We start from the raw sequence: 18,091 nt of genomic DNA, 5'->3' as shown, positions 1-18,091 counted from the left end.
CTGGACAAACCAACACATATGGCCGCATCATTGGACCTATCCGGTACGGCTAAGCTACTTCTGGACATCGGTCTAGCTAGAGTTGAATCTTGTGTGATCACATCACGTGATCTGTCCAGATTGGATCGAGAAGCGGATCTGACCACTCTCAAAGGCATTGCTCGGTTACTCTTGCGAAGCCGACCGCCAGCTTGGCTCAGCGCAGCTGTATGCAACGGTCGTTTGGTGCCTGAATTGATCCCACAACGTGACTTTGACGCGATCGCATGGCTAGGAGATGATCTTGAAGAGATTGTAGTCACTGCTCATCAACAGGTCTATGGCGCGACAGATGAGCATTTACGTAAGCTGCTCGGCGACGCCGGAGAACTTGCGATAATATCTGCCTTGCGTCGCGATGGTCACAATCCGCGACATGTTTCGCTGATATCCGATCGCTTTGGCTACGACATAGAGCACAAAGAAGGTGCCCAAACCTTAGGACTCGAGATCAAAGCCGCTGTAAACGCTACGGCTGCCCGCGCATTTATTTCCCGAAACGAATTCGACGTCGCGAAAAGGATGAGCGAACGATGGAAACTAGTCCAAGTAATATTTTCATCACGGGTGATAGCAAGCAGGCGCGCGACCGCAGCAGACGTGGAGAAGATACGCGAACTGTCTAGTCATTCACTCTTCGAGATGGCGCCAATCGAGAAAGAGGGATTTCGTTGGACTGAAGTTGCAGAAATTCGCCCATCAGAAACTGAGTGGAAGCCGAGCAAGCTTAGAGTCGGAGAAGAGTTTGAGGCCATACTATCCAGTGACGAAGGCTAGGGTTAGGCGCATCGCAAAGAGGTGGATTCGGTCTCTTGCTCGAAGACAGCAGGGACACGAGAGCTTTGCGTCTGCGCCGCAAGACGTAGCTGTTTCGACGAAAGTTCCGTTTGGTATCCGCGTGACCGGCTCAATCGAACCAAACTAGATTAAGAATAAAGTGTCGAATTTCAATTATTTGCGGCCATTCACCGAAACTGCCACAGTCATCAGGTCCGGAGAATATCGGCACTGAGAGACCCCTCCCGAGCATTCTGGCGCCGGGGCCAGTGCTCAGCCCTTCCCGCATACCCCTCGAAAACAACGCAAAAGTCCGGCCGCAGCCGGATGAGGAGAACGCTTTCGCGGGGGTAAGTGGCGGAGAGGAAGGGATTCGAACCCTCGATACCGTCTCCGGTATACTCCCTTAGCAGGGGAGCGCCTTCGACCACTCGGCCACCTCTCCGTCGCGTCCTTTTCAAGGATTTGCACCGGTTTGGCAAGAGCATCCCGTCGAGATTTGTGGAGGAATGCGCCTTGCCGCTGGCAAAGCCCGCCCAAAACTCTTCGACAGCACCATTTGCGGGCGGTTCGCTCCCCTCCCCTCCATCTCCGCAGACGACGACAGCACCCTTGGACGCACATCCGCAAGATTGCATGAACTAAATAAACAACAATAGATTGCGGATATCGTGATGCCGAACCTCGGGGGGAGAGATGCGGCTCGACATCGTTGCGGAACATCTGGAAGCGATTCGCGACGCGCCGACACCCGACCTGATACGTTCGAAACTGCTGGCGTTCGGAGCCGGGTTCGGCATCGAGCACGTGATGTGCGGAACGATCCCGGGGGCCAACACCCCGCCAAGACAGGCGCGCGGCGCCATCCTCTTCAACAACTGGCCGGACAGCTGGCTCCACCGGTATGTCGAGCGGCGCTATGTCGACATCGATCCGGTGATCCGCAAGGTGCTGACGGCCGGCGACATGTTCGACTGGCGGGATGCACGCGCGCGCCCCGACGACATTCACACCGCCCGGCGGATGATGGGCGAGGCGCGCGAGCACGGCCTGGCGGCGGGTTTCGCCGTGCCCTTCGCCGGACGGCACGGGGAAAGGGGCAGCCTGTCGCTTGGCGGCGAGCGGATCGAGATCCCCTCGCCTGCCGTCGGCTTCCTTGCCCTTGCCGCAAGCTTCGCGGCGGAACGGGCCATGTCCCTGACCGTCATCGACGAGGTCCGTACTCCCCTCACCCCGCGCGAGCGCGACTGCCTGCTATGGACAGCCGAAGGCAAGACCGAGTGGGAAACCGCCTGCATTCTCGGCATTGCACCGGCAACCGTCGCCTCCCACCTTGCCGCGGCAAGGCACAAGCTCGATGCCAGCAACAAGGCCCACCTGGTCGCAAGGGCATTCCGCGCCGGGCTCATCCGCTAGCGAAACCCCATCTGTCTCGCCGTCGTTCGGAGCGCTCCATATATGCGGAACAGAGCAACAGCGGGAACAGGACATGCCGACGACAGTGGAACCCCTGCCATTCGATGCCCTCATGCAAACGAGAGGCGATGCGACGGCGCGCCGACTGCGTCAGGCATGGTCCCGATCACCGAGGCTGGGCGATGACTTGCTGAAGGACGCATCGAAGATCGTCCTCCTCGACGGAATTGCCGCGCCGCACGACACCCCTCATCTCCTCTTTGTCGGCGACGACACGCTGGCGAAGTTCGTCTCGACCCGGTTGCGCGCCGGGCCGGCGGTCGCCCAGTTCCCGAAGGAATATGTCGAGGCGCTGCGCCAGGGATATTTCGCCGCCGTCCACGAACGCAGGCCCGTTGCGGAAGTCATATCCACCGACGCCTTCCAGAACCTGGAATACGCCCGGCCCCTCTCCTATGTCCGCATCATCCTGCCGGTCGAGATGCAGGACGGCCGGCCCGTGCTTGCTGTCTATTCGCAAGGCACGGATGGCGGTCTGGTACAGGACCAGCTTCACCGCGACAGCGATCCGGAGCGGCAAGGGGAATGCGACGCCGTCGCCCTCACCCCGCGCGAACTCGATTGCCTGCTCTGGGCAGCGGAAGGCAAGACGGAGTGGGAGACCGCCGGCATTCTGGGGATCGCCCAGGCCACCGTCGCGTCCCATATCGGATCGGCTCGCCGAAAACTGAACGCGGACAACAAGGTACACCTCGTCACCAAGGCGCTGCGGCTGGGCGTCATTGCCTGACGTGACGCGGCGGCGGGCCCTGTCCGGCGGAAATCAATCCCGGTTTTCCATGATGGACGAGAGGGTTGACCCTCCGCATATGTCATGTGGGGCGGAAGGCGAACAGCAATGCGGCCTGGACGCGAACAGATGGCATCCGGTGTGTTGGCCAGAACGGGGAATTTGGAGATCGACCTATGGACACAGACGAGCGACGCGCCGCCTGTGACGAGATCGAGCAGCGGTTGACGCGCGTCATCGGCATGCTCTCGCGGCACCCGGAACTGTCGTCATTGTCGGAAAGGCTGCAGGAAATCCGGAATCTGGCGGCCTTGAAGCTCGCGGCTCCGCAAACCGCCTTGCAGGAGGAGGCAAGCCCCTTCGACCGGAAACCGGAAGACGGCAAGGGGGAATGACGGCGGGACCTGCGGCGCAAACAGCCGGCCACGCAAGCGTTTTCAAACGATCGGGGCATCCGGACCGGGCGGACACCAACCACGGCGCGGGCAGAACAATCCCGTCAGCGCGCCGTGGCCCGGTTGAGACTGGTCGTCGGCATGTCCCTCACACCGGGACGGGCGGCCGAAACGATCAATGCAGGGCAAGCCATTCGCGGGCCGCGCGCTGTGCGTCGGCGATGTCGCTCCGGCTCATCTCCACCGAAATCTCCTTGCGGTAGCGCACCGCGTCCATGCTGCCCTTCATGGCGGCGATGTTGAACCACTTGTGCGCGGCGACCAGGTCGGCGACGCCGTGGCGGCCGCAGGCGCAATCGAGCCCCATCTGCAGCAGAATGTCCGGTCCCGCGGGCTGGCCGCCCATCACGGCAAGATCGGGAGTTCCAAGATCCAAACGAGCCATTTCACACTCCTGTCTTTCGTTGGACCCCGACCGGCTTCTGCCGGGTCGGGCCTGGTGAAGATCCTGCCGGCCTCTTGTCCTTGCTGCCTGCAATCTTCACGTTCGAGTGTGTCCGGACGCCTTCAACGACCGCTTAAAATTCTCGCTTAACAAGAGGCAAACAGTTCAAGACCAATCGGTAAACTTCACGAAGGATTCATCTGTTTTCTCTGAAAAGCGCTTTTGAATCAGACATCTTTGAATCGAATTCTCATCACCTCGGAAACACTTGATTCACCTTGCCGAAAACAAGGAAAAAAAGATCGACGGGCAGCGACACAAAAAACCCGCCATCTGCCGTTACGTCACGGCTGGTTTCAACGACCCACTCTCGATAGGTTACGTTTGCGTAAAGGGAAAGACATGATCAGGACCCCGACGCCGGAGGAGGAGAGCAAGGGCAATGGCCAGGACATTATCGAGCACGACGACGGCGCTTGCGGCGGCAGCGACACTCGCCCTCTTGTTCGGCTCGGGCATCGAGGCACGGGCGGGCGAGGCAACCGGGGTCTGGAAGCGGCCGAGCGGCAGTTCGCAGATACAGATCGCCCCCTGCGGCTCGTCGCTCTGCGGCAAGATCGTGTGGCTTCGCGATCCCCGCAACGACACCGAGAACCCGGACGCCGCAAAGCGCAGCCGGCCTCTGCTGGGCACGCAAACCGTGATGGGCATGAAGCCGTCCGGCGACAACCGTTGGAAGGGCAAGGTCTACAATGCGGAAGACGGCAAGACCTACAGCGGCGTGATGACGCTGGTGGGCAACAACGGCCTGAAGCTGGAAGGCTGCGTGCTTGGCGGTCTCATCTGCAAGGGCGAGACCTGGACGCGGGTGCGCTAGCCTTTCGCTCCGCCGGTCGGGCCGCCTGCCGGGTCGTCTGCCGGGCCGCCGCCCTCTCGCTCGCGCTTGCCCTCGCCCTGCCCGTATCGGCACCGGCGAGGGACATGGACGCGATCTTCGGGGAATGGATCACCCCGGACAACGGCCTGGTGCGCATCGGCCCCTGCGGCGAGGCGCCGTGCGGGTTGCTTGTCGATTTCCCCCCGCCGCCGGGCTTCACGCGCGAAACCACACGGGATGCCAACAACCGCGACCGGAAGAAGCGCGACCGCAAGCTGCTCGGCATCCCGGTCCTGTGGAACCTGTCCAGCGACGGGGGGAATGGCTGGCGCGGGCGCGCCTACGATCCGCGCCGCGGGCTGAGTGCGTCGGTCGACGCCACGCTCGACCCGCCCGGCCGCCTTCGTCTTCGCGGCTGTGTCCGGGTCGTTGTCGACATGTGCCGGACGGAGGTCTGGCGCCGGGCGAAATAACGGCCCGGCGCCCGGTTTTCAAGGGGGTGCGACGCCGTTGCCAGCCCGTTCCCTCATACCGTTTCTCGCCAGAATTATGAGTTCACGTCCTGGCGGGCCCTTTGTCCGAACAGCACCGACTGGGCGTCCTTGTTGCTGGCAATATCAAGCTGCTCTCGCCTGTCGCGGCCGACGGCCAGGCCGCGCTCCACCGCCGGGCGGGCCTTCAGCGCCGCCAGCCAGCGCGCCACGTTGGGGAAGTCCTTCTCCAGGTCCATGCCCTGCCGCTCCCAGCCGGTTGCCCAGCCGACAATCGACATGTCAGCGATGGAATACTCGTCCGCCACGAAGTCGCGCCCCTCAAGCTGCCTGTCCAGCACGCCATACAGACGGTGTGTCTCGTTGAGGTAGCGATCCATCGCATAGGGCAGCTTTTCCGGCGCATAGACGCGGAAATGGTGGTTCTGGCCGAGCATCGGGCCGAAGCCGCCCATCTGCCACATCAGCCATTCCTCCACCTTCACCCGCTTGCGCTCGTCGGCGGGATAGAACCGTCCGAACTTGCGGCCGAGATATTGCAGGATTGCGCCGGACTCGAACACCGAGATCGGCTCCCCGCCCGGCCCTTCCGGGTCGACGATGGCCGGCATGCGGTTGTTCGGCGCAATCTTCAGGAAATCCGGCTTGAACTGCTCGCCCGCGCCGATATTGACGTATTTCACCTCGTAGGGAACGCCGAGTTCCTCCAGCAGGATCGTCACTTTCCAGCCGTTCGGGGTCGGCCAGTAGTGAAGCTCGATCGGCGTCTTCTGCTCTGTGCTCATTCGTGAAACTCCGTCTTGCATCGGGATGTGGCAGTTCGGGCCGGGAACGAGTGTCGGTGGCGGGAACTGCCGGGTCGATCATTCAAGTGGGACCTGCCCGGGCGCCCGCAACGCCCTTGCACGGCCGTCACGGTGAAAATCCTGCAGGCTGAACGCTGGATCAAGTCATACGAATGATACCGCCAGCCGGTCGCAACCCGTCTACAGCACCTTCTTGAAGCCCAGGTGCGAACGGTCGTAGCCGATCCGCTCATAAAAGGCATGAGCGCGGGTGCGCGCGGCATTGGAGGCAAGCTGCAGCAGAACGCAGCCCTCTTCCCGCGCGCGCTCCTCGGCAAAGGCCATCATCCGCGCGCCGAGCCCCTGGCTGCGCAGCGCCGGGTCGACATGCACGCTCTCCACCTGCGCCCTTGGGCGCCCGGCAAAGGACAGCCCGTCGAGGATGGTGAGTTCGAACATCCCGGCGATTTCGCCCGGCCCCATGCCCGCAAGCCGCGCCACGTACAGGACCGTACGCCCGCCGCCTTTCATGCGCCGGAAGGCGCCGAGATAGGGCGCAAGGTCCTCCACCTCCTGCCCCACCCGGGCGCCGGTGGCATTGGCGCTCATCAATGCGACGCAGGCCGGAACATCGGCCTCGCCGGCCGGCTCGATCATCAGCCCTTCGGCGGGCGGCAGGTTGCTGGCGCGCGCATCGTCAGTCTGCGGCATGAAAACCTCGAAGGCGGGGCGTGCGAAACAACGCCTCGCGTCAGGAAGAGGCGGCGGGAGCGATGACGCCGTGGACGGCATAACCGCTATAAAGCTCGTGCGTCACCGCATCAAGGCCGTGGGCCGACGCCACCCCGGCCAGAGCCTCCGCCAGCCCCGCACGCGGCTCCACGTGAAAGGCGGCGAGCCAGGCGCGGAGCGGCCCGCGCACGAACGCCGGATAGCCGCCCATCTGCCCGAAATCGACCACCGACAGCCGGCCGCCGGGCGCCAGCGCGGCAGCCCCGGCAGAAAGGGCTTCGCGCCAGGGCGGGATCATGGACAGGCTGTAGGAGAAGAACACGCGGTCGGCGCGCTCGATGCCGAACAGGGCCCGCGTGTCGAAGCCTGCCGCATCCCCCTGGGCAACTGTGATGCGCTCGCCCAGCCCGGCCCGGGCAATCGAGGTTTTTGCACTCGCCAGCATCTCCGCCGAGATGTCGATGCCAAGGTACCGCGCTTGCGGGTGACGCCGGGCGGCAAGGATCAGGTTGCGCGCCGTGCCGCAGCCGATCTCCAGGACAGTGCCGCCCACAGGGGGAGCAAGGTCCTCGATCAGCCGGTCGCGGCCCAGCAGATAGTATTTGCGGGTGGCATCGTAGATATGGCGCTGCCACCTGTAGATGCCGTCCATCAGATCCGCGCTGCCGGCCGGGGCAGCGCTGCGCGGACCGGCACTCACGCTGCGTCTTTCACGTAGATGTGGAAGCCGCCATAGATCGACGAGCGGTCCCTGAGGCCAAGGTCGCGCGAACGCTCGGCGTCATAGTGCCACTGGTCGAGGATCGCGGGCTCGACCCGGCCCGGCAGCAGGCTCGGTTCGGCCGCCGTTCTGAACACCACGCGCGCGCCCGGGCGCGCCGTCCTTGTGATTTCCGTCCACAATCCGTTCAGCACCGCATCCGACATCCAGTCCTGCGCATCGAGCAGCACGTAGCGGTCGATACTCTCTTCCTCGAGACCCGCAAGGTGATCGGTGAAGGAGCGGTTGACGACGCTGACGCGCTCGGCCCGGTCTCGGATCGTGTCGAAATGCTCGGCCCGGAGATAGGGCGGCAGCGGGCCCGCCTCGTCGTTGGCGTAGCTGCGACCGAAGGCCTGCCAGGCAAAGTAGTTTTCCGAAAGCGGAAAGCCGCAGGCAAGCCGTTCCAGCCGCTGGCGCAGAACCCCCGCCATGCCCCCTGTTCCGCTCGAGGCCAGCGCCTCGTATTGCGCGGGCGGGATGCCGAGCCCGTAGAGCGAAACCCGCTTCGATGTCGCCCAGCGCACCATGCGCTTGTCGAACAGCGGGGCCAGCGCCGTGTCGAAGAACGTGCGCTGTTCCTCCAGCGAGCGGGCTCTCAGCATCTCCTTCGGATTGATGCCGTAGACGCGCGCAACGAGATGGCCGGCGCCGATGAAGTAGCCGAGCAGCCCGTGGTGGTAGAGGTCGCGGGCAAAGAGCGAGATCCGCTTGCGGCCGGTCAGCCCGCGCTTTTCCCAATAGGCACAGCTGTCGGGATCGAGGCTGTCGCGCAGGAACCGGTTGTAGGCCTCGATGTTGGCCGCCTCGTCGGCCTTTCCGAAGAACCGGTAGAAGGCGTCGTGGTTCGGCAGGTTGCGGGCGGCAGCGAGCTTCAGCCGCGTCAGGGCCACATGCGCCTGGTTGAGATCGACGGCCGTGATCGAGGCCGGATCGGCGGTCAGGTAGGACAGGACGTTGCAGCCGCCGGAGGCAATCGTGACGACGTTGTGGTCGCGGCCGATTTCCAGCGCTTCCATGTCGATCTCGGGGTCTTCCCATATCTGCGGGTAGACAAGTCCCTTGAACGCCCAGGTGAAGAGACGCTCGAGCGCGCCCTCGCCCGACAAGGCCTTGTTGCGATGGACCGCGCGTCCCAGCAGTTCGCCCCTGCCCGCATTCGACTGACCAGTCAGCATGTAGACCTCCCGACTCGCTCGAGTTTCCTTGAGCTGAGCCGGGTAAGCCGTTCTCGTAACGGGATGATGACAGGCAGCGCCCGCGCGCCCTGCCCGCACGGCGCATCAGGACCGGGCAGCGCCCGTTCAGGCGACCTCGCGCACCTCGTCGGTCTGCGCATCGGAACGCCGGTAGACGTCCCGCGCCCGGGCGGCGGCCGTGATCACGGGAACATCGCGCCATTCCTGCGGCGTGACGAAGTGGCCGCGCTGGCGCGCCCGCGCTCCGGCCGCGGGAGAGGCCGTCCAGAAGATCACCAGCGGCGCAAACACCAGCGGCAGGGTCACCGGCAGCAGCCAGGCCATGAGGCCCGGCGCGAAGTAATAGGCGAAGGCAAGCGTCGCCGTACCGAAAAGCACCATCCACCAGCTCGCCCGCGCGCTTGTCGCAAGATCCAGCGAACCGTCCTCCCGGTCGCTCGAGGGCCAGCCGAAATCGGCTCCCGACAGCACCTGGAACACCGATCTGCTCTGGAACATCATGTGGACCGGCGCCATCAGCGAGGCGAGCAGCAACTCGTAGAGCGCCGAGACCGCCGCCCGGGCGGGACCGCCATAGGCTTCCGCTCCGCGCGTCAGCACGGCCCGCAACAGCAGCAGGGCCTTGGGCAGGATGAGGAGCCCGACGACGCCGAACAGCAGCGCCAGCCCCTTTTCCGTCTCCGGGTGGGGAAAGCGGGGAAACGGCGAGCCGGAAATGAAATAGACGGGCGCCGGCGCGAACAGCGGCGCGGCGACGCTTGCCAGCAGGAACATGAGCCACACGGGCGAGGCCAGATAAGCCATGATGCCCTGCAGGATGTTGATGCGGCTCCAGAACGGCAGCCCAGGCGCGAACACCACGCGGGCATGCTGGAGGTTGCCCTGGCACCAGCGGCGGTCGCGCTTGGCGTATTCGATGAGGTTGGCGGGCGCCTCCTCGTAGGAGCCCTCCAGATCCGCATCCAGCCGGACCTGCCAGCCGCCGCGTGCCAGCATCGCCGCCTCCACCGTGTCATGGGAGAGGATCTCGCCGCCGAAGGGCGGCTTTCCGGCCAGCGCCGGCAGCCCGCAGGTCGCGGCGAAGGCCCGGGTGCGGATCAACGCGTTATGGCCCCAGAACGGCCCCTGCCAGCCCTGGAGCGCCGCAACGCCGCGCGAGAAGACCGGCGAATAGAAATTCGCCGAGAACTGGATCATGCGGCCGAACAGCGTCTTGCGGCCGATGATGCAGGGCACCGTCTGCAGCAGGCCGAGCGCCGGCGCGGCCTCCATGCGCCGGACCATCTCGACAATGGTGTCCGCGCTCATCAGGCTGTCGGCATCCAGCACCAGCATGTATTCGTAGGCACCGCCGCTGGTGCGGATGAAATCGGCGATGTTGCCGGCCTTGCGACCGGTATTGGGCGAACGGTGCCGGTAGAACAGCCGGCCGCCCGCCCCCAGCACCTCGACGGCGCGCAGGTGAAGGGCCCGCTCGGCCGCAACCGCCTCCTTGCGCGTTGAATCCGAGAGAACGTGAAAGTCGAAGGTGGAGATCACGCCGAGTTCGTCCAGCGCGCGATACATGGCATCGAGCCGCGCGAACACCGCGTCGGCGGCCTCGTTGTAGACCGGGATGACGATCGCCGTCCGGCCGCCCGGCCGGCCTTCGCGCACCGGCACCTTGTCGTTGGAGAAGATCAGCCCGAGGATGCCGATACACGCTCCCCAGGACAGCCACAGCGCGCAGAAGGCAACGAGCGACACGCGCAGCACATCGACCCAGTCGAACCCGTCGGCAACCGCCACCGACCCGAACATCGAGGCGGCCGCCACCGTCAGGCCGAGCGTCAGCACGATGGCGCCGGTCCGGCGCAACCCGACCAGGACCCGGTCCTTCTGGGATGGCTTGGAAACACCCGGCTGCATTCTTCCACTCCCGAACGGCGGCGCCGTCAGCCGGCGCCGCGATGACAATCCCCGGCCCTATCCTTCACCGATGCGGTGACGGCGGGAGAAGACCCGGAGCGCCTGAAGACGGGGCGCCTGGAAGCGGGGCACCTGGAACCGGGGCGCCAGGAAACGCGACCGCAGGCTGGCGCCGGCGCTGTCGCGTTCCAGCGTCTGTACGGGCATCGCCAGCGGCGCCCGTGGCGCCGGCAGGCAGAGCGAGGAGATCAGGCTCTGCAACAGGTCCGCGCTGGCGCGGCCCGAGTAGAGGCGCTCCAGCACCGCGTCCCTCTCCCCGTCGCAAAGCCGCCCGACGGCCTCGCCCACGGCGTCCTCCAGCGTCGCGTCGTCGAGATCGCTGCGGTCGAAATGCTGCCGCAGACGGTCAAGAAAAGCCGGCCGGCCCGCATGCGTTTCCGGCGGAAGGGCGCGTTCCGGTTCCGGCAAAAGGACGTCAGCAATCATTTGATTTGTCCCCATTGATAGGTCCAGGTTTCGGTCAGGCGCTCCCCTTCCAGAAGAAGGGCGGCAGAAAGTTCGACAGGCTGGTCCGCATCGACCCGCTTGACGTCGACAATCAGTCTCCAAACGTCGCTGCCCGGCATCTGGTTCAATATCAGATGCGCGATTTTTCCGTTGGTCACGCCGAGCTTGGCTTCAACGGCGGACTCCTCGCCCAGCCCGGCAAGCGTCTCGCCGGCGAAATCGACAAGGAATTTGCGGACATTGGCATCGCCCTCGGCGGCCGAGTTGCCACCGCGTCCGGTGCGTGTGCGCAGCACCCGCGCGAGAGGCACATCGCCCTCCACGTCCCGCGCCCAGATCATCCGGTAGCGCAGCCGGTGCTCGGAACCGGCGGACAGCCCCCCTTCCGGCATCCAGAAGGCGACCACATTGTCATTCGCCTCGGAATCGGTCGGGATCTCGGCGAGCAGCACGGCGCCCTTGCCCCAGTCGCCGACCGGCTCGACCCACACGGACGGACGGCGCTCGTAGCGGGCTTCGGCGTCGAGATAATTGTCGGTCGCGCGGTCGCGCTGCAGCAGGCCGAACCCGCGCGGGTTCTCGTCGCCGAACACCGAAAGCTGCAGCCGGGCCGGGTTGGCCAGCGGCCTCCAGACCCGTTCCCCGTTGCCGCGCAGGATCGCAAGCCCGTCGCTGTCATGCACCTCCGGGCGGAAGTCGTCGAAGCCGGTCCGGTCGTTTTCGCCGAACAGGTACATCGAGGTAAGCGGGGCAAGGCCGAGACGGGAGACATCGCCGCGCAGGAAGATCGCCGCCTCCACGTCGATCAGCGTTTCGACGCCGGGCAGGATGGTGAAGGCATAGGCGCCCGAAACGCGCGGGCTCTCCAGCTCCGCATAGAGCCGGATCTCGCGCGCGCCGGTCTCCGGCCGCTCCACATAGAACCGGCTGAAGCGGGGAAATTCCTCCGCGCTCCCCGAGGCGGTGTCGACCGCGAGCCCGCGTGCCGACAGGCCGTAGACATTGCCGCGCCCCAGCGCCCGGAAATAGCTCGAGCCGAGGAAGGTGATCAGCTCGTCGCGATAGTCGTTCCGGTTCAGCGGATAGTGCAGCCGGAAGCCGGCCGCGCCGGGAAAGGCGACCGCGTTGAAGGCGGCCGGGTCGAGCGGCTCGCGATATTCGAAATCGCCGGCCGAAAAGCCCATCGGATACGCCTGTCCGTCGACCACCTCGAACATGTCGACCGTGTGGGCGAAGACCCAGCCCGGATAGAAGGCCTGGAGCTCGAAATTCCGCTCCTCGGTCTTCCACAGGGCGTGATCGGGCCGGAAGCGGATCGAACGGTGGGCGTCATAGGTGAGCTTGGCGATGGTCTCGGGAAACTCCGGCGCCTGCGCCTCGTAAGGCTCTCCGGCCTTCGCCTTCATCCGGGCGACCAGCCCCTCCCAGTCGAAAGGCGCGCCGACGGCTTTCGCCGGAGGCTCCGTGTCCGCCGGAGGCGTCGCCGGGGCGGCCTCGTCCGCAAAGGCAGGGAGTGCGACGCTTCCAAGCAGGGAGGCGAGGAAACCGGCACTGGCGGTCAGAAACTTGCGCTTGTCGATCGTTGTCATGTCACCTACTGGCACTTCGATCAGGGCGCTTCCGGGCCGCTCGCCGCGTTCGGGACGCCGCACACACGACATCCCGGCACGCGGCCCGTGCACCCGGGCCACCCCATGCTTTTCCTGCCCGACTGGCGTCAGGACCGGCAAACCAACCCACTGAGCAAACGCAGCATGCGGCATTTGGTTCCGCATACCTGTGGACTGGCCGCAAGTTCCGACGGGCCAGGCTATCTCACCATTATGTTTGGGAAAATCAGACGCAATCGCGGCAATTGGATGGCAGGTCCGAACCCGGCCCGCCATCCTGATACATATTGCATTGCAAAATTTCACGGCGCAAGAGCGTCGTTCGGACGCGAGGGTCCGGGCGTCTTCGCGGCCCGCCCGGACGCGCTTTCCGGACTGCTTATTCGATGCCGATCTTGGCCTTCAGCAGGTCGTTGACCGCCTGTGGGTTGGCCTTGCCGCCGGTCGCCTTCATCACCTGGCCGACGAACCAGCCAATGAGGCCGGGCTTTTCCCGTGCCTGCTCGACCTTGTCCGGATTGGCCTCGATGATCTTGTCGACCTCCGCCTCGATGGCGCCCAGATCCGTCACCTGGCGCATGCCGCGCGCCTCGACGATCTCGGCCGGATCTCCGCCCTCGCTCCAGACGATCTCGAACAGGTCCTTGGCGATCTTGCCGGAAATCGTCCCGTCGACGACGAGATCGATCAGCCCGCCGAGCTGGTCGGCCGAGACCGGGCTGTCGACGAGGTCGAGCCCTTCCTTGTTGAGCCGGCCGAAGAACTCGTTGATCACCCAGTTGGCCGAAAGCTTGGCATCGCGCCCCTTCGCCACCTTCTCGAAGAAGTCGGCCGAGGCCTTTTCCGCCACCAGGATGTCGGCGTCATAGGGGCTCAGGCCGAAATCGGCGATGAAGCGCGCCTTCTTGTCGTCCGGCAGCTCCGGCAGGTTCTCGGCCAGCGCGTCGACAAAGGCCTGGTCGAACTCTAGCGGCAGAAGGTCCGGGTCCGGGAAATAGCGATAGTCGTGCGCCTCCTCCTTGGAGCGCATCGAGCGCGTCTCGCCCTTGACCGGATCGAACAGGCGCGTCTCCTGGTCGATGCTGCCGCCGTCTTCCAGAATGCCGATCTGGCGGCGCGCCTCGTATTCGATTGCCTGGCCGACGAAGCGGATCGAGTTGACGTTCTTGATCTCGCAGCGCGTGCCGAAATCGCCGCCCGGCGCGCGCACCGAGACGTTGACGTCGGCGCGCATCGAGCCCTGGTCCATGTTGCCGTCGCACGTGCCCAAGTAACGCAGGATGGTGCGCAGCTTGGTCAGATAGGCCTTCGCCTCGTCGGCCGAGCGCAGGTCCGGCTTGGAGACGATCTCCATAAGCGCCACGCCCGACCGGTTGAGATCGACGAAGGACATGGTCGGGTGCTGGTCATGCAGCGACTTGCCCGCGTCCTGCTCCAGATGCAGCCGCTCGACGCCGACCGTCACCTGCTCGCCGCCGGGCATGTCGAGCAGCACCTCGCCCTCGCCGACGATCGGCTGCTTGAACTGGGAGATCTGATAGCCCTGCGGCAGGTCCGGGTAGAAATAGTTCTTCCGGTCGAACACCGACTTGTTGTTGATCCTGGCCTTCAGCCCCAGCCCGGTGCGCACCGCCTGGCGGACGCATTCCTCGTTGATGACGGGCAGCATGCCGGGCATCGCCGCGTCGACGAGGCTGACATTGGCGTTCGGGTCCTTGCCGAACTCGGTCGAGGCGCCGGAAAAGAGCTTGGCATCCGAGGTGACCTGGGCGTGCACTTCAAGCCCGATCACCATTTCCCAGTCGCCCGTGGCGCCCTTGATGAACTTCTTCGGGTCGGGGGTGCGGGTGTCGACGATGCTCATGCCGTAAAAATCCTGCCCGTTGTGTCGTGCCTGTCGCCCGCCCCTCAAGCCCCGCGCGCACGCGCGAAAACGCCTAAGGGCGGACATGTCCTGAAACGCGTGCCCCGCGCGCTGAAACGCGCGCCAGAACGCTTTAGTGTGTGGGTAGTGCGTCTTCGCCGAACTCGCAAGGGGGGAGATGGGGAGTGGGCATTCGCCCAAGTATAGATGTTCCGGTCCTGGAACGTTCGCGGTCAACTCAGGCGCCGCCTGATCCAGCCTTGAGGGCTGGTGCTCGGACCCGTCAAGTCAGCTTCTGCGCCTGAACCTGAAGGCGCCAAGTGCACGCGCCCAAGGCAAATCGCCTTGACAACAAGCCGCATGCGCATTTTTGATTGCACCAGAATTGAATTTTTATGCAGCGTTGAAAAACAGTATTTCCGACAGGTATTGGGGCTGACAGAGTGTCCGACACGACGATAACCGCGCGAATTTTTGAAGCACTGAACGCCAACCCGAACGCCGCCATTGAAGACCTTAGAGGCGGCGACAAGAAGTCCACCGTAACAGCAGCTCGATATTTTTGGCATCAGACGAGACACAAGACCTACAAGTCGTCGTCTTCGGTTCAGAACCCGGTTGAGACCGCACGGAAAATTCTGACCAAAGCGGCGAAGCAGGGACTGGACGAATCGGAAGGCCGTGATCTTGCCATTGACGCTGGCATCGCTCACGGCACCGCGTTTTCGGTCGCCGCTCATGTCTATCGAGATTTCCGGCTTAGGCAGCGTGATCTGCGAGCACAGCTGAAAGGAAGGCCCGGTAGGTGGACTGTCGATACGGCCGGCGATCTGGAACTGCCAGTGTGTCACAATATTCGTGTCGACTGGACACAAGACCCTCCCCGCTACCATGACCCCCTGAAGAAGAGCAGTAAGAAATACCAGCGCTGGCTATCGGCTCTCCAGACTGGATATGCAGTCATTCAAAAGGGAGAAATGGAGAGCGGGATCGAGACGCGAACCCGCGACGGCTACTTGGGCATCTACCGGATTGACAGGCTTGAAGTAAAAAATCTGGCCGATGGCGAAACCGTAGACGTTACTTTTCGTTTGACGGAAGAAATACACGACGTCCCAGATCATGCAATAAAGACTGGGGAAACCTCGCGTACTCATGGAACAACGAGCGAACTGCGCAATATGCTTCTGAGGATTGCCCGGGGAGCCGAACAAACAACCAAGCAGTCCGGCAAAGAAACGACTGCAATCAGCAAGTGGAAGGAATTCGGCTTCGACAGCGCCGACGCGATGGCCGACCACCTGGAAGTTCTCTTGCAGAAGCAACAGGGTCTTTGCGCCTTGTCGGGGGTTCAAATGACCATCGAGGCAGGAGACTGGTGCCTAAGTCCCGATCGCATCAACAGTGATGGGCACTATACCTCTGACAACATTCAACTCGTCGCAAGATGCGTCAACATGATGAAAGGCGCGACGCCGAACGAGCGGTTTCGGGCACAGCTTGAAACGATCAAGACTGCAGGACGATGACCGGCTCCGCATCTAGGGTCGGTTTTCTACAAAACCGGGGCATGCTTCCCGTCGAGTACTACGCCGGCCCTCAGGCAGCCCGGGCCGCCCGCGCCTGGCGGAACGACACCAGCCGGCGGGTGTCCTCGTCCCACAGGACAAGCTTCACGCAGCCGAGGCTCTCACGCAGGGTCAGGCGGTTCATGTCGCGCAGCTCGGGAAAGTCGCGCATCACCTCGGTAAGGCGGTAGAACGGGATCTTGCTGGAAAGGTGATGCACGTGGTGGATGCCGATATTGCCGGTGAACCACTGCAGGACCGGCGGCAGGTCGTAATGCGAGCTGCCCTCGAGTGCGGCGGTCGTGTAGTTCCACTCGCCTGCTTCGGACCAGTGCGTTTCCTCGAACTGGTGCTGCACGTAGAACAGCCAGACGCCGACCGTCGCCGCGATCAGGATGATCGGCCCCTGCACCATCAGGAAGGTTGCCGGCCCCGCCGCCCAGATGAGGAGCGCTGCCATGGCGACGATGCAAAGGTTGGTGGCAAGGGTCGAGAGCCACGGCTCCAGCCCGCCGCGCATCATTCCGACCGGCAGCCGGTACTGGCACACGAAGAGCCATGCCGGCCCCAGGCCGAACATCACCAGCGGATGCCGGTAGAGCCGGTAGCGCAGCCGTCCGGTCCAGGGCAGGGCCTCGTATTCGCGCACCGTCAGCGTGTCCACGTCGCCGATGCCGCGCTGGTCGAGATTGCCGGTCGAGGCGTGGTGGATCGCATGGGTCCGACGCCAGTAGTCATAGGGCGTGAAGGTCAGCACACCGAGCGCCCGCCCCGTCCAGTCGTTGAGCCCGCGCCGCGAGAACAGCGAGCCGTGCCCGCAATCGTGCTGCAGCATGAACAGGCGCACGAGCAGGCCGGCGGCCGGCACGGTCAGGATGAGGCCCCACCACTGGCCGTTGGTCACCAGCAGCGCCGCCGCCGTCCAAAGGGCCGCGAAGGGCAGCAGGCTGGCGAGGATCTCGAAGACGCTGCGCGCCGTGCTCGGTTGGCGATACCTGGCAAGCGAGGCGTTCCAGGAGCGGGGCTTTTCTTTCGGCGCGCAGTCGGTATTCGGCAATGGCTTTCCAATCCTTGGGCGAGCCCCCGATGAAGGGGATGAGGTGACAACCCGCCTGAAAGACGACCCGGCCGCGCCAGGGGCGCGAGTGCGGGCGGTTTGGGAGACGGAACTCCCATTTCAGTTCAGGTTTGGCAAGTCATTTCGTTGCGGCCTTGCGCCCGTATTCCTCAAAGCCGCCCTCTTGCCGCCAGGATGAAGCGTAGCACGGCGGCGACCGCCTCAAAGAGTTCGATCGGGATTTCCCTGTCGAGTTCCACCTGCGACAGCGCTTCGGCAAGGGCCTCGTCCTCCTCCACCGGCACGCCGTGTTCGGCGGCGATCTCCAGGATGCGGGCGGCAACGGCACCGCGCCCCCTGGCGGTGACGCGCGGCGCCCCCGCATTGTCATAGCGAAGGGCGACGGCAACGGCCGGCGGCTCGCGCCGCTCACCGCTCACGAGACCCGGTCCACGAACTGGCCGGAGGGCGCTGGCGGATCGTCGGGGAGGCCGGCCAGCACCTTGAGGTCCATCACCTCCAGCCCCAGTTCGGCAAGCGTCACGGCAAGGCGCGGCAGGCGATCGTTCAGCGCCATGCGGATCTCCTCGCGCACCGCCCAGATGCTGGCGAAAAGCCGGGTTCCGTCGAGCCCGACCACCGCCTCCACCGGGCCGGTGCCGTCCGTGTCGAGACCAAAGCGCAGCCGCCAGGCCGGGTGGGCGCCCTCGCCCTCGTGTCCGGGCGTGTCGTCGCGGCCGATCTGCAGCGAGAGCACCGCCGTCTCCCCGCCGACCAGCAGCGGCAGGTCGAGCACCCTGTCGAACGGCGCCGGGTCCCCGCCCCCGCCCGCATCGCCGAGAAGCCCGCGCGAGGCAAGCGCCGCCAGCCG

General features: G+C 64.6%; 19 protein-coding genes and 1 tRNA gene. 7 read left to right on the top strand and 13 right to left on the bottom strand.

The window, feature by feature from the left end; genetic code table 11:
- Positions 1–18: 18 nt before the first annotated feature.
- A complete protein-coding gene (locus ACN0T5_RS04390; RefSeq protein WP_417767403.1) occupies positions 19–816 on the top strand; it encodes a protein NO VEIN domain-containing protein in 798 nt (265 codons plus the stop codon).
- 355 nt (positions 817–1,171) lie between these two features.
- On the opposite strand, the gene ACN0T5_RS04385 is transcribed toward ACN0T5_RS04390, so the two are convergent.
- A tRNA-Ser gene (locus ACN0T5_RS04385) sits at positions 1,172–1,261 on the bottom strand.
- Between the two features lie 251 nt (positions 1,262–1,512).
- Between ACN0T5_RS04385 and ACN0T5_RS04380 the strand changes: the two genes are divergently transcribed.
- The 3 genes from ACN0T5_RS04380 (at position 1,513) to ACN0T5_RS04370 (ending at position 3,417) form a co-directional block, all read left to right on the top strand.
- On the top strand, positions 1,513–2,232 hold the full coding sequence (locus ACN0T5_RS04380; RefSeq protein ID WP_417767402.1) for a LuxR family transcriptional regulator: 720 nt from the start codon (positions 1,513–1,515) through the stop codon (positions 2,230–2,232).
- Positions 2,233–2,419: 187 nt separating this feature from the next.
- Positions 2,420–3,022: a helix-turn-helix domain-containing protein gene (locus ACN0T5_RS04375; protein ID WP_417767401.1), complete on the top strand. Its 603-nt coding sequence runs from the start codon at positions 2,420–2,422 to the stop codon at positions 3,020–3,022.
- 176 nt (positions 3,023–3,198) lie between these two features.
- Complete coding sequence (locus ACN0T5_RS04370; RefSeq protein WP_417767400.1) at positions 3,199–3,417, top strand: hypothetical protein; 219 nt, start codon at positions 3,199–3,201, stop codon at positions 3,415–3,417.
- 175 nt (positions 3,418–3,592) lie between these two features.
- Here the strand turns inward: ACN0T5_RS04370 and ACN0T5_RS04365 are convergent, their stop codons facing one another.
- Positions 3,593–3,862 carry a hypothetical protein gene (locus tag ACN0T5_RS04365; protein ID WP_417767399.1) on the bottom strand — a complete coding sequence of 90 codons (270 nt, stop codon included), beginning with the start codon at positions 3,860–3,862 and terminating at the stop codon, positions 3,593–3,595.
- Positions 3,863–4,304: 442 nt separating this feature from the next.
- Here ACN0T5_RS04365 and ACN0T5_RS04360 point away from each other — a divergent pair, with 442 nt between their 5' ends.
- Positions 4,305–4,739, top strand: coding sequence for a DUF2147 domain-containing protein (locus ACN0T5_RS04360; protein ID WP_417767398.1), 435 nt, complete (start codon positions 4,305–4,307; stop codon positions 4,737–4,739).
- Between the two features lie 104 nt (positions 4,740–4,843).
- Positions 4,844–5,212 (top strand): DUF2147 domain-containing protein, encoded by a 369-nt coding sequence (locus ACN0T5_RS04355; protein WP_417767397.1) that lies wholly within the window; start codon positions 4,844–4,846, stop codon positions 5,210–5,212.
- A gap of 74 nt (positions 5,213–5,286) precedes the next feature.
- Here the strand turns inward: ACN0T5_RS04355 and ACN0T5_RS04350 are convergent, their stop codons facing one another.
- The 8 genes from ACN0T5_RS04350 to gatB all read right to left on the bottom strand — a co-directional run bounded on the left by ACN0T5_RS04350 (position 5,287) and on the right by gatB (position 14,595).
- Positions 5,287–6,015, bottom strand: coding sequence for a glutathione S-transferase family protein (locus tag ACN0T5_RS04350; protein ID WP_417767396.1), 729 nt, complete (start codon positions 6,013–6,015; stop codon positions 5,287–5,289).
- Between the two features lie 201 nt (positions 6,016–6,216).
- Entirely contained in the window at positions 6,217–6,726 is a 510-nt protein-coding gene (locus ACN0T5_RS04345; RefSeq protein ID WP_417767395.1) for a GNAT family N-acetyltransferase, read from the bottom strand.
- Between the two features lie 40 nt (positions 6,727–6,766).
- Entirely contained in the window at positions 6,767–7,447 is a 681-nt protein-coding gene (locus tag ACN0T5_RS04340; protein ID WP_417767394.1) for an SAM-dependent methyltransferase, read from the bottom strand.
- Complete coding sequence (locus tag ACN0T5_RS04335) at positions 7,444–8,685, bottom strand: DUF3419 family protein (protein WP_417767393.1); 1,242 nt, start codon at positions 8,683–8,685, stop codon at positions 7,444–7,446. Before ACN0T5_RS04335 ends, ACN0T5_RS04340 begins: the two co-directional genes overlap by 4 nt.
- Positions 8,686–8,811: 126 nt before the next feature.
- Positions 8,812–10,614: a glucans biosynthesis glucosyltransferase MdoH gene (gene mdoH, locus ACN0T5_RS04330; RefSeq protein ID WP_417767392.1), complete on the bottom strand. Its 1,803-nt coding sequence runs from the start codon at positions 10,612–10,614 to the stop codon at positions 8,812–8,814.
- Positions 10,615–10,671: 57 nt separating this feature from the next.
- Positions 10,672–11,100 (bottom strand): hypothetical protein, encoded by a 429-nt coding sequence (locus ACN0T5_RS04325; RefSeq protein WP_417767391.1) that lies wholly within the window; start codon positions 11,098–11,100, stop codon positions 10,672–10,674.
- Positions 11,097–12,710 (bottom strand): glucan biosynthesis protein, encoded by a 1,614-nt coding sequence (locus ACN0T5_RS04320; RefSeq protein ID WP_417767390.1) that lies wholly within the window; start codon positions 12,708–12,710, stop codon positions 11,097–11,099. Before ACN0T5_RS04320 ends, ACN0T5_RS04325 begins: the two co-directional genes overlap by 4 nt.
- A gap of 400 nt (positions 12,711–13,110) precedes the next feature.
- Positions 13,111–14,595 carry an Asp-tRNA(Asn)/Glu-tRNA(Gln) amidotransferase subunit GatB gene (gene gatB, locus ACN0T5_RS04315; RefSeq protein WP_417767389.1) on the bottom strand — a complete coding sequence of 495 codons (1,485 nt, stop codon included), beginning with the start codon at positions 14,593–14,595 and terminating at the stop codon, positions 13,111–13,113.
- A gap of 443 nt (positions 14,596–15,038) precedes the next feature.
- Between gatB and ACN0T5_RS04310 the strand changes: the two genes are divergently transcribed.
- The gene (locus tag ACN0T5_RS04310) at positions 15,039–16,124 is read left to right on the top strand and encodes a hypothetical protein (protein ID WP_417767388.1); all 1,086 of its coding nucleotides are present in this window, start codon (positions 15,039–15,041) and stop codon (positions 16,122–16,124) included.
- A gap of 70 nt (positions 16,125–16,194) precedes the next feature.
- Here the strand turns inward: ACN0T5_RS04310 and ACN0T5_RS04305 are convergent, their stop codons facing one another.
- From ACN0T5_RS04305 to ACN0T5_RS04295, 3 genes are all read right to left on the bottom strand, one after another.
- Entirely contained in the window at positions 16,195–17,220 is a 1,026-nt protein-coding gene (locus tag ACN0T5_RS04305; protein ID WP_417767387.1) for a fatty acid desaturase, read from the bottom strand.
- Between the two features lie 170 nt (positions 17,221–17,390).
- Positions 17,391–17,660 (bottom strand): EscU/YscU/HrcU family type III secretion system export apparatus switch protein, encoded by a 270-nt coding sequence (locus tag ACN0T5_RS04300; RefSeq protein ID WP_417767386.1) that lies wholly within the window; start codon positions 17,658–17,660, stop codon positions 17,391–17,393.
- A partial coding sequence (locus ACN0T5_RS04295; RefSeq protein WP_417767385.1) for a flagellar hook-length control protein FliK occupies positions 17,657–18,091 on the bottom strand: 435 nt, incomplete at its 5' end. The genes ACN0T5_RS04300 and ACN0T5_RS04295, both read right to left, overlap by 4 nt.

The organism is Stappia sp. (genome assembly GCF_048261845.1).
GTDB lineage: Bacteria > Pseudomonadota > Alphaproteobacteria > Rhizobiales > Stappiaceae > Stappia.
This window is presented reverse-complemented; position numbering and strand designations above follow the sequence as displayed.

Excerpts from the sequence above, each read along its gene's own strand:
- ACN0T5_RS04390 (WP_417767403.1), top strand. The coding sequence starts at position 19 with ATGGCCGCATCATTGGACCTATCCGGTACGGCTAAGCTACTTCTGGAC.
- ACN0T5_RS04380 (WP_417767402.1), top strand. The coding sequence starts at position 1,513 with ATGCGGCTCGACATCGTTGCGGAACATCTGGAAGCGATTCGCGACGCG.
- ACN0T5_RS04370 (WP_417767400.1), top strand. The coding sequence starts at position 3,199 with ATGGACACAGACGAGCGACGCGCCGCCTGTGACGAGATCGAGCAGCGG.
- ACN0T5_RS04365 (WP_417767399.1), bottom strand. The coding sequence starts at position 3,862 with ATGGCTCGTTTGGATCTTGGAACTCCCGATCTTGCCGTGATGGGCGGC.
- ACN0T5_RS04360 (WP_417767398.1), top strand. The coding sequence starts at position 4,305 with ATGGCCAGGACATTATCGAGCACGACGACGGCGCTTGCGGCGGCAGCG.
- ACN0T5_RS04355 (WP_417767397.1), top strand. The coding sequence starts at position 4,844 with ATGGACGCGATCTTCGGGGAATGGATCACCCCGGACAACGGCCTGGTG.
- ACN0T5_RS04350 (WP_417767396.1), bottom strand. The coding sequence starts at position 6,015 with ATGAGCACAGAGCAGAAGACGCCGATCGAGCTTCACTACTGGCCGACC.
- ACN0T5_RS04345 (WP_417767395.1), bottom strand. The coding sequence starts at position 6,726 with ATGCCGCAGACTGACGATGCGCGCGCCAGCAACCTGCCGCCCGCCGAA.
- ACN0T5_RS04335 (WP_417767393.1), bottom strand. The coding sequence starts at position 8,685 with ATGCTGACTGGTCAGTCGAATGCGGGCAGGGGCGAACTGCTGGGACGC.
- mdoH (WP_417767392.1), bottom strand. The coding sequence starts at position 10,614 with ATGCAGCCGGGTGTTTCCAAGCCATCCCAGAAGGACCGGGTCCTGGTC.
- ACN0T5_RS04325 (WP_417767391.1), bottom strand. The coding sequence starts at position 11,100 with ATGATTGCTGACGTCCTTTTGCCGGAACCGGAACGCGCCCTTCCGCCG.
- ACN0T5_RS04320 (WP_417767390.1), bottom strand. The coding sequence starts at position 12,710 with ATGACAACGATCGACAAGCGCAAGTTTCTGACCGCCAGTGCCGGTTTC.
- gatB (WP_417767389.1), bottom strand. The coding sequence starts at position 14,595 with ATGAGCATCGTCGACACCCGCACCCCCGACCCGAAGAAGTTCATCAAG.